11 protein-coding genes are annotated in these 14,328 nt (G+C 41.6%); 7 read left to right on the top strand and 4 right to left on the bottom strand.

Annotated features, from left to right (window positions below; all coding sequences use genetic code 11):
- Positions 1-246 precede the first annotated feature (246 nt).
- A complete protein-coding gene (locus tag QZ158_RS05980) occupies positions 247-978 on the top strand; it encodes a cyclase family protein (RefSeq protein ID WP_293886702.1) in 732 nt (243 codons plus the stop codon).
- A gap of 211 nt (positions 979-1,189) precedes the next feature.
- On the opposite strand, the gene gorA is transcribed toward QZ158_RS05980, so the two are convergent.
- Positions 1,190-2,539, bottom strand: a complete 1,350-nt coding sequence (gene gorA / locus QZ158_RS05975; protein ID WP_293886700.1) for a glutathione-disulfide reductase — start codon at positions 2,537-2,539, stop codon at positions 1,190-1,192.
- Positions 2,540-2,739: 200 nt separating this feature from the next.
- Between gorA and QZ158_RS05970 the strand changes: the two genes are divergently transcribed.
- The 4 genes from QZ158_RS05970 (at position 2,740) to lysS (ending at position 7,602) form a co-directional block, all read left to right on the top strand.
- Positions 2,740-3,897 (top strand): efflux RND transporter periplasmic adaptor subunit, encoded by a 1,158-nt coding sequence (locus tag QZ158_RS05970; RefSeq protein WP_293886698.1) that lies wholly within the window; start codon positions 2,740-2,742, stop codon positions 3,895-3,897.
- Entirely contained in the window at positions 3,881-4,576 is a 696-nt protein-coding gene (locus QZ158_RS05965; protein WP_006595919.1) for an ABC transporter ATP-binding protein, read from the top strand. Before QZ158_RS05970 ends, QZ158_RS05965 begins: the two co-directional genes overlap by 17 nt.
- Positions 4,576-5,928, top strand: a complete 1,353-nt coding sequence (locus tag QZ158_RS05960; RefSeq protein ID WP_293886696.1) for an ABC transporter permease — start codon at positions 4,576-4,578, stop codon at positions 5,926-5,928. Before QZ158_RS05965 ends, QZ158_RS05960 begins: the two co-directional genes overlap by 1 nt.
- Before the next feature lie 183 nt (positions 5,929-6,111).
- Positions 6,112-7,602 (top strand): lysine--tRNA ligase, encoded by a 1,491-nt coding sequence (lysS, locus tag QZ158_RS05955; protein ID WP_061564191.1) that lies wholly within the window; start codon positions 6,112-6,114, stop codon positions 7,600-7,602.
- 26 nt (positions 7,603-7,628) lie between these two features.
- Here lysS and QZ158_RS05950 read toward each other — a convergent pair whose 3' ends face one another.
- The 3 genes from QZ158_RS05950 to QZ158_RS05940 form a co-directional block, all read right to left on the bottom strand.
- On the bottom strand, positions 7,629-8,261 hold the full coding sequence (locus QZ158_RS05950; RefSeq protein ID WP_293886692.1) for a histidine phosphatase family protein: 633 nt from the start codon (positions 8,259-8,261) through the stop codon (positions 7,629-7,631).
- 14 nt (positions 8,262-8,275) lie between these two features.
- The gene (locus tag QZ158_RS05945; protein WP_293886690.1) at positions 8,276-8,749 is read right to left on the bottom strand and encodes an aminoacyl-tRNA deacylase; all 474 of its coding nucleotides are present in this window, start codon (positions 8,747-8,749) and stop codon (positions 8,276-8,278) included.
- An 86-nt stretch (positions 8,750-8,835) separates the two neighbouring features.
- Positions 8,836-9,699 (bottom strand): GH25 family lysozyme, encoded by an 864-nt coding sequence (locus tag QZ158_RS05940; RefSeq protein ID WP_293886688.1) that lies wholly within the window; start codon positions 9,697-9,699, stop codon positions 8,836-8,838.
- A 256-nt stretch (positions 9,700-9,955) separates the two neighbouring features.
- Here QZ158_RS05940 and QZ158_RS05935 point away from each other — a divergent pair, with 256 nt between their 5' ends.
- Both QZ158_RS05935 and ppc read left to right on the top strand, forming a co-directional pair.
- Positions 9,956-11,194, top strand: coding sequence for an FtsW/RodA/SpoVE family cell cycle protein (locus tag QZ158_RS05935; RefSeq protein ID WP_048689453.1), 1,239 nt, complete (start codon positions 9,956-9,958; stop codon positions 11,192-11,194).
- A gap of 28 nt (positions 11,195-11,222) precedes the next feature.
- Positions 11,223-14,048: a phosphoenolpyruvate carboxylase gene (gene ppc / locus QZ158_RS05930; protein WP_293886685.1), complete on the top strand. Its 2,826-nt coding sequence runs from the start codon at positions 11,223-11,225 to the stop codon at positions 14,046-14,048.
- The last annotated feature ends 280 nt before the right edge of the window (positions 14,049-14,328 follow it).

Here is a 14,328-nt window from a genome sequence, read left to right as displayed (position 1 = left end):
AAAAGCTGATGAAATCAGCGTAGTAGAGCTCACTCAACCACTGCGTCTTGCTCGATAATCCAAATACAATTGAGAGGCTAGGACTTTTGTCCCAGCCTCTTTTTTGATGCTTTCTATAATTATAGTTTGAAACTATATACCATTCAAGAAAACAAGATTAACGCAAATCATTGTGGATGATGGGATGGACTGTTATAATAACCTTATTCATTTATCTCATGTAGCACTTATAGGAAAGGAATCCACATGTCAGATTTACTAAATATTTATAAAGAATTGCAAGCTAAAAAATGGGTGGACTTGAGTCACCAAATCAATGCGGAAAGTCCACACTTTCCAGCCCTTCCTGCTTTGCAACAAGAAGATCTTTTCACATTAAAAGATGGTTTCCATGTTCAAAAATTTACAGTGGTTGGTCAATACGGAACGCATATCGATGCGCCGATTCACTTTGTAGAAGGTGGTCGTTGGTTGGATGAGATTGACCTCAAAGATCTCCTCTTGCCACTCTATGTTATCGACAAGTCTAAAGAAGTAGCCGCCAATCCAAACTTTATCTTGAGCAAACAAGATATCTTAGACTTTGAGGCAGAGCATGGACAAATTGCTGAGGGTGCTTTTGTTGCCTTCCGTAGTGATTGGTCAAAACGTTGGCCAGATCAAGATGCTATGCGTAACCTCGATGAAAATGGGGTTCAACAAAGTCCAGGATGGAGTCGTGAAGCTTTGGAATTCTTGATTCATGAACGCCATGTCAAGGCTGTGGGTCATGAAACCTTTGACACAGATGCTGGTATTCCAGCAGCAGAGCATGGCTTGGTCAATGAATACTACCTTTTGGAACAAAATATCTACCAAGTAGAAGTCTTGAACCACTTGGATCAAGTGCCAGCAGTAGGTGCCTTGATTTCAATTGCCTTCCCTCACTGGGACAAGGCAACTGGTTCACCTGTTCGTGCCATTGCTATCTTGCCTTAAAAAAACAGAGCCTGAAGCGTATCTTCAGGCTCTTTTATATGGATGTTGAAATCTATTAGTGAATCTGATGGTTATCTTATCAAACCTAGTTATCTTACAAAAATGTAAGGAAAGAAAGTTAAAATGAAAGATTAGACTATGGTAGCTCCAATGATGATCCATTAAAATAAAAACAGAAGAAAAAGGCTTGTCAGACAAACCTTTTCTGATATTAGCGCATGGTAACGAATTCTTCGGATCCAGTTGGATGAATAGCGACTGTTGCATCGAAATCAGCTTTTGTGGCTCCCATCTTGATAGCAACGGCAAATCCTTGGATCATTTCATCCACCCCATACCCAAGTCCATGGAGACCGACAACGGTTTCTTCCGGTCCTGCAGTGATGAGTTTAAATTTAGCCAACTGACGATGCTGGGTCACAGCTGAATACATAGAGGCGAAACTTGAAGTATAGACCTTGATAGCTTCTTTTCCATATTGTTTTTCGGCTTCTTCTTGAGTGAGACCGACTGTACCAATAGCAGGATGGGAAAAGATAACGGTCGGAATGGTTGCGTAGTCCATTTTAGCATCGGTTTTTCCATTAAAGAGACGTTCGGATAGGGTACGCCCTGCCTTGATAGCGACAGGAGTTAATTCTTTTTCGCCTGTGACATCTCCAAGAGCATAGATGCTAGGAACAACCGTATTCTGGTATTCATCCACTGCAATGAATCCTTTTTCATTTAAGGTGACGCCTGCAGCTTCTAGATGGAGGTCTTGGACGTTTGGTTTTCGGCCGGTCGCCCAGATGACATGATCAGCGACAAAAGATGTTTGATCTTCGAAATACACTCGGATTTGACCATTTTCTTCCTTTGTGAGTCGGACAGGAACCTTGTGAGGATGGAGAGGCAATCCTTGTTTATCCATCTCCTCCATTAAGCCATCGACAATGTAAGAATCAAACTTTCTTAAAGGACGATCACCTCGAACGAAGAGGTCTGTCTTAACACCAAGGGCATGTAGCACACCGGCTAGTTCTACCGCAATGTAGCCAGCGCCAATAATGGCAACTGATTTTGGTAGTTCTTCCCAAGCAAAGACATCGTCAGAGGTTTCTCCTAGGTCTGCTCCAGCTAGATCTGGGATGTAAGCATGAGCTCCTGTAGCGATCACAATGTGTTTAGCCTTGATGGTTTCCCCGTTGACTTCGACTGTATGGGCGTCGACAAAGCGAGCGCGACCTTGGATATACTCCACACCATTTCGTTTAAAACTGCCATCATAAGAAGAACGAGCCCGATCAATATAAGCTTCGCGATTTTTTCTTAAGGTCGCAAAATCAAAATTGGTCTGTTCAGAAGTAAACCCATAATCTGGACCGTAATCACGAATGGCTTCAGCAATTTGGGCGCCATACCACATAATTTTTTTAGGGACACATCCTTTGTTGACACAGGTCCCACCTAGTTGCTTTTCTTCAATAACAGCAGCTCGGGCTCCATGTTCTCCCGCTCGGTTCATGGTAGCAATCCCTCCGCTACCTCCACCTATGGAGATAATATCAAATTCTTTCATGGTTAGTACTCCTTTGTTGATTTACACTTTCATTGTAACAACAAAGGTTACAAAAATCAAGAAATTGCCATCGTTGAATAGGAGGAGAAAACAAGATAGCAAAAAAAACGTGCAAAACAGATGATTCTGAATTGAAAAATGAGGAAATATGATATACTAAACTTATAATTTGAAACGCTTTCGAATATTGGAGGAAAGAAATGAAGAAATTTAAAAAATGGCAAATTATTACAGCGACTGGTGCTGCTATAGCAGTTGTAGGAATGGGGAGCTGGCTTGCTTTTGGAAAATCAGGTAGTGGCCCTGAAGAAATGGTCGATATGACACCTATGGTACAAACCGTGAAAGAAGGTTCGATTGCTTCCTCTGTTTTATTGACAGGTAAGGTCACAGCCAATCAAGAACAATATATTTATTTTGACGGAACCAAAGGAGATTTGCAATCCATCCTAGTGAATGTCGGGGATCAAGTAACCGCTGGCCAAGCTATTGTTCAATATAGTAGTACAGAAGCGCAATCTGCCTATGACGCGGCGGTACGTGCGGTCAATAAGGCAGATCGTCAATTGAACGATCTCATGACCAATGGAGTGACCATTGATACAACAGGGGATGAGGAAGCAGATAGCAAATCAGCCTCTCAAGCCCAACGCTCTTTGGACACACAAGTGGGTGATTTGCGCGATGCCCGTGCGGATGCTGTAGCCAATATGGAAAAAGCTAAAGCTTTGTTGGATGCTACAACCGTAAAAAGTAGTACAGATGGAACGGTTGTAGAAGTCAATAAAGATGTCTCCAAATCAACAACCGGAACCAACCAAACCCTTGTTCATATTGTCAGCAACGGTAACCTTCAAGTAAAAGGTGAGTTGTCTGAGTACAATCTAGCCAACATTTCAGTTGGTCAGGAAGTGACCTTAACCTCTAAGGTCTATCCTGGGAAAAAATGGACTGGAAAGATTAGCTATGTTGCCAATTATCCGACAGAAGCTGGTCAGGCTGGTGCAAATGCCGCAGGTTCTGGACAAGGAACAGGGGGAGCTAAATATCCGTTTACGGTAGATATTACCAGTGAGATTGGTGATTTGAAACAAGGCTTCTCTGTCAATATTGAAGTAAAAAGTTCAACCATCCATCCTTTGGTTCCTGTGACAAGTGTCTTATCAGACGGCGATCAAAGCTATGTTTGGACGATTGAAGCTGGCAAGGCTAAAAAAGTCAATGTTACCTTAGGAAATGCAGATGCAGAAAATCAAGAAATCTTATCTGGTTTGAACAAGGATGCTCAAGTCATCACCAACCCTTCTGGCGATTTGGAAGATGGGAAAGAGGTCGGAAAATATGACAAAATTGATTGAGCTGAAAAACATCAATAAAAGTTATCAAAATGGCGATCAAACCCTACAGGTATTAAAGGATATCCATTTAGATGTGGAAGAAGGGGAATTTCTAGCTATCATGGGACCTTCCGGGTCTGGGAAATCTACCCTAATGAACATCATTGGTCTTCTGGATCGTCCGACCAGCGGTGAGTATAGGCTAGAGGGGGAAGAAGTAGGAAATCTTAGTGAGAAGAAATTAGCCCAGGTTCGCAATGAGCAAATAGGCTTTGTCTTCCAACAATTCTTTCTTCTATCGAAACTCAATGCTTTTCAAAATGTCGAGCTTCCCTTGATTTATGCAGGAGTGAATCCTTCTAAACGAAAGGAATTAGCTGAACAATTTTTAAAGAAAGTTGAGCTAGATACGCGGATGCACCACCTTCCTTCGGAACTGTCTGGAGGGCAAAAACAACGGGTGGCCATCGCGCGTGCTTTGGTCAATCATCCTTCTATTATCTTAGCGGATGAACCAACAGGAGCTCTTGACTCCAAGACCGGCGATCAGATTATGGAGCTTTTGACAGCCCTCAATCAAGAAGGCAAAACCATTATCATGGTGACCCATGAAACGGAGATTGCTGCCTATGCCAAACGTCAGATTGTCATTCGAGATGGAGTGATTTCTTCGGATAGCCGCAACGAAAGGAGGGCCTGATGCAGAACTGGAAATTCGCTATTAGTTCCATTATGGGACATAAAATGAGATCGTTCTTAACCATGGTAGGGATTATCATCGGGGTTGCCTCAGTCGTTGTCATCATGGCTCTCGGAGATGGGATGAAAGCGGGAGTGACTAAGACCTTTACCAAGGATCAACAATATGTTCAGATTTCCTATTCCGCCCGAAAGAGTGGCTACATGACTGGTTTTAATCTTGGACCAGAACCTGTCTCAGAAGAAGGAGGCGCAGAAGGTGGTGGCGAAGGCGGTGTTGCCAGTGAAGAAGACCAAGGAATGTCACCGCCAGCTGGCTATGGAGAGGAAAGTAGCGAGGACGTTGACAACCCAATCCTTGAAACACCACCCGTCGTTCAAGAAGAATGGGTCAAGGAATTGACCAAGATTCCTGGTATTGATGGCTACTATGTTGGTAATACGACCAATGCCACTATCTCCTATCAGAAGAAAAAATCTGAAGGGGTCAATATCATGGGAGTCAATGATACTTATTTCTCAGTAAGAAAATTTGAATTAGTTTCAGGAAGAAAACTAAATCCTTCAGATTATCAGAGTTTCTCACGGGTCATCATGTTGGATGAAGGCTTAGCTTCGACCTTGTTTGGAACGGAAAGTGCCCTCAACCAAGTGGTTGCTGTCGGAGACAACAACTATCGGGTGGTAGGGATCTTCAAGGATCCAAATGCTGGATCTGCATTATACGGGGTTTCTTCTGGAGGAAGTGCCTTGATGGCCAATACCCAAGTAGCTTCAGAATTTGGAACAGAAGAAATTTCTACTATTGTGGTGCATATCCCGGATGTCAAACAGATTAAACCAACTGGGATCGAAGCGGCGAAAAAATTAACCGAGTTGTCGGGAGTTCGCCAAGGAGAGTTCCAAATCTTTAACATGGATAGTATCTTGGAGCAGACCAATCAAATGCTCGGTATTATGACAACAGTCATTGGTGCGATTGCAGGAATCTCCCTTCTCGTTGGTGGGATTGGGGTCATGAATATCATGTTGGTTTCTGTGACCGAGCGGACACGTGAAATCGGTCTGAGAAAAGCTCTTGGAGCTACTCGTGGAAAAATCTTGATTCAATTCCTCATCGAATCCATGGTCTTGACCATGATGGGAGGAATTCTCGGTCTGGGATTGGCTTATGGTGTCAATGCCCTCATCGCCACAGCTGCCGCAGGTGCTCTAGAAGGACCACCAGTCGTCTCCATGTCAGTGGCTATCGGAAGTATCATCTTTTCAGCTTGTGTCGGAATTGTCTTTGGTATCTTACCAGCAAGCAAGGCATCAAAACTGGATCCGATTGAAGCTCTTCGCTATGAATAAGGATGAATGCCCTACATGCTTGACTCGGATGAAGTAGAATTTGATTATGAATGAATGGAATGTGATGGAAAAGGGAGAAGGAACCCTTTCCTTACATTCCTTTTTTCATTTTTCCCGCTCAAGAATAGTGTATTTCCCCGTCAAATATGATAAAATAGGGGAGAATAACTTAGGAGGTTCCAAATGACTACTGAACATATGGAAGAATTAAATGACCAGCAGATTGTCCGTCGCGAAAAGATGGCGGCCCTTCGTGAACAAGGAATCGACCCATTTGGAAAGCGATTCGAACGAACTGCAGATTCTGGTCAATTGAAAGAAAAATATTCAGAATTAGATAAAGAACAACTTCATGACTTGAACGAAACGGCCATTATTGCGGGTCGTCTTGTAACCAAACGTGGGAAAGGGAAGGTTGGCTTTGCCCACCTTCAAGACCGTGAAGGTCAAATCCAAATTTACGTTCGGAAAGATGCGGTCGGTGAAGAAAATTATGAAATTTTCAAAAAGGCTGACCTTGGAGATTTCCTTGGGGTAGAAGGAGAAGTGATGCGGACAGACATGGGTGAGCTTTCCATCAAAGCTACTCACATCACACACTTGTCTAAAGCCCTTCGTCCCTTGCCTGAAAAATTCCACGGACTTTCAGATGTGGAAACCATCTACCGCAAACGCTACTTGGATTTGATTTCGAATCGTGAAAGCTTTAATCGCTTTGTAACCCGTTCGAAAATCATTTCAGAAATCCGTCGTTATTTGGATGGTCAAGGCTTCCTTGAAGTAGAAACCCCTGTTCTTCACAATGAAGCTGGTGGAGCATCTGCGCGTCCGTTTATCACTCACCATAATGCCCAAAACATTGACATGGTCCTTCGTATCGCTACCGAACTTCACTTGAAACGCCTGATTGTTGGTGGGATGGAACGCGTCTATGAGATTGGACGTATCTTCCGTAACGAAGGAATGGATGCAACCCACAACCCAGAATTTACTTCCATCGAAGTCTACCAAGCCTATGCTGACTACCAAGATATTATGGACTTGACGGAAGGGATTATCCAACACGCTGCGAAAGCCATTCATGGGGATGGTCCAGTTGATTATCAAGGAACTGAAATTAAAATCAATGAACCATTCAAGCGTGTCCACATGGTGGATGCGATCAAGGAAATTGCTGGTGTTGACTTCTGGCAGGAAATGAGCTTTGAAGAAGCAGTAGCCCTTGCTAAAGAAAAACATGTGCCAGTTGAAAAACACTACACTGAAGTGGGGCATATCATCAATGCCTTCTTCGAAGAATATGTGGAAGAAACCTTGACACAACCAACCTTTGTCTATGGACACCCTGTAGCTGTATCACCATTGGCTAAGAAGAATGACGAAGATCCTCGTTTCACAGATCGTTTCGAGCTCTTCATCATGACAAAGGAATATGCTAATGCCTTTACAGAATTGAACGATCCAATCGACCAATTGGAACGTTTCGAAGCGCAGGCACGCGCAAAAGAATTGGGAGACGACGAAGCAACTGGAATTGACTACGATTATGTAGAAGCTCTTGAATATGGTATGCCACCAACAGGAGGATTGGGAATCGGTATTGACCGTCTCTGCATGCTCCTTACTGATACGACTACTATCCGTGACGTATTGCTCTTCCCAACTATGAAATAAGCTAAAAGAAAACACTGATCACAAGATCAGTGTTTTTTAGTCTCCAAATAAGAGGTATCATTCCAAGTTTCTAAGTAAAAGTGCTTAAAATCATCTGTTGTCAAAATGGTCACACTAGCATTGTTGAGGCCACCGTTTTTACGGAGTTCCTCTGGATTATAGCCAAGTAGGCTCCGAATAGAAGCGGTTAAATTAGCCCCATGGCCAACGATTAGAATGGCCTCGCCAGACTGGTCTTTTAAACTTTTGATAAAATTTTCGGTCCGTTGGGTGGTTTCTTCAACGGATTCTGCTCCGAAAATATCGTGGTGAAACTCAGCTAAATTATGACGAAAGGCCTTCATTTCCTCCGGATAGAGAGCCTTCAACTCCACAATTTTTCTACCTTCTAACCTACCAAGCCGCCATTCCCGTAGAGCAGGAGTCTCTTGGAGGGAGATAGGATGTTGATTTTGCTCGAGAATGATTTGAGCAGTATGGACAGCTCTAGGCAAGTCACTTGAATAAGCTGCATCAAAGTATGTTTGAGATAAATGCTGGCCCAAGGCTTTTAACTGTTGGATGGAAGATTCTAAAAGCGGAGAGTCACCATTTGCTCCTTGGATACGTCCCTCTTCATTCCACTCAGTACGTCCGTGACGGACAAAATATAATTTCATATTGGTTTTATCCTTTACTCGACTAAGTCTTCGAAGTTAGCCTTGACAAAATCAGCTAAATCTTGCGCCTTGATTTGAATGCTATGACCAACTTCACCTGCAGAGACAATCATCTGATCGAGTTCCAGGGCAGACTGGTCAATAAAAATAGGGTAGTTGTGTTTTTGTCGAATGCCAACAGGATTATTGGCTCCGTGGACATATCCCGTCGTCCTTTCTAAGTCTTTTTGCAGAATCATACTAACTTTTTTATTGCCAGATAGTTTAGCCAATTTTTTTTCTGACAAGTGGGCAGATATGGGAACAATCCCAATGACGGGACCAGTTTTATCACCTGTTAGAGCCAGTGTCTTATAGATTTGATCAGTCGTAATTCCTTCTGGGATGATTCCCTCAAGAGCATTGATTTGCAATCCTGTATGGTCGATTTTTGCTTTCTGCAGTATTTGTTCAACCAATGTTTTTTTTACTTTTTGTTTTTTTGCCATCTCACTCTTCTCTTTCTCTTAATTTCCTAACATTATATCATACTATTTGAGTTTCCGTTCAAGAGAAAAAGAGGCAGTTGCCTCTTTTAATTCTTATCTACAGTAAATAGTTTTCGGTAGATTTTTTCTCGATTCTGTGTAGGAGCAATCTGGTTCAAGTCCAAGTAGTGGGTGAAACCATTCAATTGTCCCTGAGAGGTGTACTGATGAAGATCATACTCGTCATCAGTAGATGGTGCTGCATTGTAGTAGCCGTCATCATGACCATAAGTTGGAATCCAGAGGGCGGTAAATTTATCAGTGGAGATACTATGTTCTTCCATGAAATAGGTCCCGATATAGATTCCGATATTTTTGGCTCCCAATGATTCTAGTTTGGCACGGAAGGCCTCCACGCCAGCGTTCATATCACCCATCGTTTTTTCTTCTACATCCAGCCAATAATAGGTTGGTTTGTATTTTTTGGATGCCTGATAGAACTCTTCTGCTTCCTTTTCCATTTCTTTTTTGTCCTTGGAAGCTACGTAAGCATATACCGCAACTGGAATATTTCGTTTTTGAAACTCTTTAATATGAGTTTCGTATGATTTGTCTATTCCATTTAAATAAGTCGCGGCATTTTCTTTTTTAGCTTGAGCTCCACTATGAACTCGAACAATGACTCCGGAAACATTTTGTGCTAAGAGATCATAATCAATCTCGCTTGGCAATTGCCAACCAGAGATATCGATAATTGGTCGATTCAAAAATTCTTGATCTAATTCTTCAACTGAGTCAGAAGAAGAGGAAGATGGGATTTTTGTTTGATTGGTGTTCTTTGCCTCTTGTAGGGTCTTGTTTTTAGCAAGTTGATTTCTTTGGATATCTGCCACTGTTTTAGAAATTACCAAAAAGGAAAAGATACTTGCGAAAAAGACAAAGAGGACAATTGGTTTAATCCTTTTTCTCATACAGATTCATTTTACCGTAAAAGACGGAAAAAGGCAAAACAAAGGGCCTGAAAACAGGAAAAACAAGATGATATGATAGTGAATCAGAGGAACGATTTTCTTTGCTTCCTCACAATAGTTGGAGTAGAAATAAGAGTCAGACTGGTTTGTTTGATCATCTTTTGAAAGTGAAAACCGAATCTTATTTGGTCTTTCCTTTTTTTTACTATTGAAAGGTGATATAATGAAATTTGAAAATTAGAAGTATGGGTGTTACATGAAATTAGAAAAACGTCATTTTTTAAACTATTCGATCCTGATCCCTTACCTCCTTTTGTCAGTATTGGGATTGATAGTAGTCTACTCGACAACGAGTGCCTTAGCCATCCAAAAAGGGCTTAGTCCTTTCGGGATGATCAGAAGCCAGGGGATCTTTTTTGTTCTAAGTTTGATCACTATTCTGATTACCTATAAGGTGAAATTAAATGTCCTTAAGAAAAAGGGCTTCATCGGAATTTTTATTATAGCTGAGACGATCCTTCTTTTGCTATCACGTTTCATCACAGATACGGTGAATGGTGCGCATGGATGGTTGAGTTTTGGAGGTTTCTCTATTCAGCCAGCTGAGTATTTGAAGATTATCATCGTCTGGTACTTGGCCTTGGTCTTCTCTAAAAAGCAAGAAGAAATTCAACGATATGATTACCAAGCGTTAACCCACAATCAATGGCTTCCTCGAGATTTGTCGGATTGGCGTTGGATGGTGCTCTTCCTGATTGCTATTGTGGTCATCATGCCAGACTTAGGAAATGCGACCATTCTTGCACTGACAACCTTAATTATGATTAGTGCAAGTGGTATAGCTTACCGCTGGTTTTCAAGCCTATTAGCTATCCTAGTAGGAGGTTCAACCGTTCTTCTTTATTCTATTCAGCTTATCGGGGTAGAGCGTTTCTCCAAGATCCCTGTCTTTGGATATGTAGCGAAACGATTCAGTGCTTTTTACAACCCCTTTAATGATTTATCAGATTCGGGACATCAACTAGCCAATTCTTATTACGCCATGAGTAATGGGGGCTGGTTTGGCCTTGGACTTGGAAATTCGATTGAAAAGCAAGGGTACTTGCCAGAAGCTCATACAGACTTTGTCTTTTCAATCGTTATTGAAGAACTTGGTTTTGTGGGAGCTAGTCTCATCCTAGCCTTGTTGTTCTTCTTAATTTTACGCATTATTCTTGTCGGGATTCGGGCAAGAGATCCATTTAATTCAATGATGGCGATTGGTATAGGAGGGATGCTCCTGACCCAAACCTTCATCAACATTGGTGGGATTTCTGGGCTGATTCCTTCGACAGGGGTGACCTTCCCTTTCCTTTCACAAGGAGGAAATAGTTTGTGGGTCTTATCCATTGCGATTGCCCTTGTCTTGAATATTGATGCGAGTGAAAAGCGCGCCCTAGCTACTCAAGAGGATCCTTCTTACGAGAAGCCTCAGAAAATTCAGAGCTATTACTAAATCGGAGTGAGTAAAGAAAGGAGTTATCATGACTTTACAAAAACTAGAGAGCTATACCAACAAAGAAATTATCAAAGAAGAAGCAGAGATTTTAACCACTATTTTAGAAGATATTGCTAAAAATTTGGTGAGTCCAGAAACCTTTGATAAGATTCTTGAATTGAAAAAACTATCTGTTTCAAAAGACTATTTAAAATTGGATCAAATTGTCAAAGAGCTATCAAATGAAGAGATGACCGTGATTTCTCGCTACTTTGCCATTCTCCCATTGTTGATTAATATCTCTGAAGACGTTGATTTGGCTTTTGAAATCAATCATCAAAATAATGTGGGGCAGGACTATCTAGGGAAACTATCGTCCACCATTCGCCAGGTAGCTGAGACTGAAAATGCACAGGAAATCTTGGAGCACCTCAATGTAGTACCGGTATTGACCGCTCATCCGACCCAAGTGCAACGGAAAACCATGTTGGACTTAACCACTCACATTCACAGTCTTTTACGCCAACACCGAGATGTAAAAGCTGGCTTGATGAACGAGACTAAATGGTACAATAATTTGCGTCGTAATATCGAAATTATGATGCAAACCGATATGATCCGTGAAAAGAAACTCAAGGTAACTAATGAGATTACCAACGTCATGGAATACTATAATAGTTCCTTCCTTCAGGCTGTTCCCAACTTAATGTTGGAATACAAACGTCTTGCCAAGGAGCAAGGGATTGAGTTGCAACAACCCAAACCGATTACGATGGGAATGTGGATTGGTGGAGACCGGGATGGGAATCCTTTTGTAACCGCAGAGACCTTGAAGCGATCAGCTACGATTCAAAGTGAAGTCATTCTGAACTATTATATTCAGAAAATCTCTAGTCTTTATCGGAACTTCTCTCTCTCTACCAATCTTTCAAAAACCAGTCAAGCGGTTGAAGAGATGGCAGCCCGTTCCAGTGATACATCTGTCTTTAGAGAGAAGGAGCCCTACCGTCGGGCCTTCCATTATATTCAATCCAAGTTGGTCCAAACCTTGTTGAATATCAAGGAATGGTCTGTCGTTGGCTCAACAGTAGATGACCGTCATCCGGTTGAGCGTCTTCTCGGTGCTCACACCCATCAACAAGGAGTGGTTTCCGATTATATCGGTACCCGAATCAGTGGTGCAATCCAAGAGTTGGCAGAAGATCGCCCTCCTTATTACGAAACAGTTGAAGAATTTAAACAGGATTTGACCCTTATTCAAGAGTCATTGATTGAAAATAAGGCAGAAGCTTTAATCTCAGGGGAGTTTGCTGAGTTATTAGAAGCAGTAGAAGTCTTTGGATTCTTCTTGGCTTCGATCGATATGCGTCAAGATTCGAGTGTCCATGAAGCTTGTGTTGCGGAACTTCTCAAAGAAGCTGGAATCAATGACCATTACAGTGATTTGTCAGAAGACGAAAAGTGCGAGTTGCTTTTACAAGAGTTGTTAGAAGATCCTCGTATTTTATCTGCTACCCATGCAGAAAAATCAGAATTGCTTGAAAAAGAATTAGCTATTTTCCAAACAGCGCGTGAATTAAAAGACCGCTTAGGAGAAGATGTTATTCGCCAAACCATTATTTCTCATGCAACCAGTGTATCGGATATGCTTGAGTTGGCTATCCTGTTGAAAGAAGTGGGACTGATTGACAAGGAAAGCGCACGTGTGCAAATTGTTCCCCTCTTTGAGACGATCGAAGACTTGGATCAATCTGAAGATACAATGAGAAAGTATCTATCACTTCCAATTGCTAAACGCTGGATTGCTTCTAAGAATAACTACCAAGAAATTATGCTTGGTTATTCAGATAGTAACAAAGATGGTGGTTATCTATCTTCTTGTTGGACTCTTTATAAGGCCCAGCAACAATTAACAGCGATTGGTGACGAGTTTGGTGTGAAGATTACCTTCTTCCATGGCCGTGGTGGAACAGTTGGTCGTGGAGGCGGTCCAACCTATGAAGCCATCACCTCACAACCATTGAGATCCATTAATGACCGCATTCGTTTGACGGAGCAAGGTGAGGTCATTGGCAATAAATATGGGAACAAGGATGCAGCTTATTACAACTTGGAAATGTTGGTATCTGCAACGATTAACCGGATGATTGCTAAGCAGAAGAGTGAAAAGAGCATGTCCGATCAGTACAATGAGATAATGGACCAGATTGTTAATCGTAGCTACGATATTTATCGTGAACTGGTGTTTGGCAATGAGTATTTCTATGATTACTTCTTCGAATCCAGTCCGATTAAAGCCATTTCTAGTTTCAATATTGGTTCCCGTCCAGCAGCCCGTAAGACCATCAAAGAAATCGGTGGCTTGCGTGCCATTCCTTGGGTCTTCTCATGGTCACAGAGCCGCGTGATGTTCCCAGGTTGGTACGGTGTAGGGTCTAGTTTTAAAGAATTTATTGATGCAGCCCCTGAAAACATTGAAACCTTGCGTTATATGTACCAAAAATGGCCATTCTTCAAGTCTCTTCTTTCAAACGTAGACATGGTGCTCTCAAAAGCCAACATGAACATTGCTTTTGAATACGCCAAGCTTTGTGAGGAAGAGGAGGTTCGTGACATCTTCAATATTATCCTGGACGAGTGGCAATTGACTAAGGATGTTATTTTACAGATTGAAGGTCATGATGAACTCTTAGCTGAGAACCCTTATCTAAAAGATAGTTTAGATTATCGTATGCCATACTTTAATGTTCTAAACTATATTCAATTAGAATTAATTAAACGCCAGAGACGCGGCGAATTGCCTGCTGATCAGGACAAGTTGATTCATATCACGATCAATGGTGTCGCAACAGGATTGCGTAATTCTGGTTAATCGTGAACCTTAAACCCAATCCCGATTAAAGGGATTGGGTTTTTTACTGGAATAAAGTGAAAATGATTGTGAATAAACTCGAAAATTGGTCGCAAAGAATGAAATATCTAGCTGTTTATTTCAAAAAAGAAGTGGAAAGGAGATTTCACAAACTTTCATTTGGATAAATTCCTTTAAGAAAAAAGAAATAAGAAAAAAAGCTAGTAAAACACTTGCAATTTAAACGAAATTTGATAAAATAGTAAGGAAAGTTAGACTGTATTGCCTACTGTCTATCTAT

The sequence above is a fragment of the Streptococcus sp. A12 genome (assembly GCF_905372335.1).
Lineage (GTDB): Bacteria > Bacillota > Bacilli > Lactobacillales > Streptococcaceae > Streptococcus.
This window is presented reverse-complemented; position numbering and strand designations above follow the sequence as displayed.

Coding starts and splice junctions, on each gene's coding strand:
- ppc (WP_293886685.1), top strand. CDS start 11,223: ATGACTTTACAAAAACTAGAGAGCTATACCAACAAAGAAATTATCAAA.
- QZ158_RS05980 (WP_293886702.1), top strand. CDS start 247: ATGTCAGATTTACTAAATATTTATAAAGAATTGCAAGCTAAAAAATGG.
- QZ158_RS05960 (WP_293886696.1), top strand. CDS start 4,576: ATGCAGAACTGGAAATTCGCTATTAGTTCCATTATGGGACATAAAATG.
- QZ158_RS05970 (WP_293886698.1), top strand. CDS start 2,740: ATGAAGAAATTTAAAAAATGGCAAATTATTACAGCGACTGGTGCTGCT.
- QZ158_RS05940 (WP_293886688.1), bottom strand. CDS start 9,699: ATGAGAAAAAGGATTAAACCAATTGTCCTCTTTGTCTTTTTCGCAAGT.
- QZ158_RS05965 (WP_006595919.1), top strand. CDS start 3,881: ATGACAAAATTGATTGAGCTGAAAAACATCAATAAAAGTTATCAAAAT.
- QZ158_RS05950 (WP_293886692.1), bottom strand. CDS start 8,261: ATGAAATTATATTTTGTCCGTCACGGACGTACTGAGTGGAATGAAGAG.
- gorA (WP_293886700.1), bottom strand. CDS start 2,539: ATGAAAGAATTTGATATTATCTCCATAGGTGGAGGTAGCGGAGGGATT.
- lysS (WP_061564191.1), top strand. CDS start 6,112: ATGACTACTGAACATATGGAAGAATTAAATGACCAGCAGATTGTCCGT.
- QZ158_RS05945 (WP_293886690.1), bottom strand. CDS start 8,749: ATGGCAAAAAAACAAAAAGTAAAAAAAACATTGGTTGAACAAATACTG.
- QZ158_RS05935 (WP_048689453.1), top strand. CDS start 9,956: ATGAAATTAGAAAAACGTCATTTTTTAAACTATTCGATCCTGATCCCT.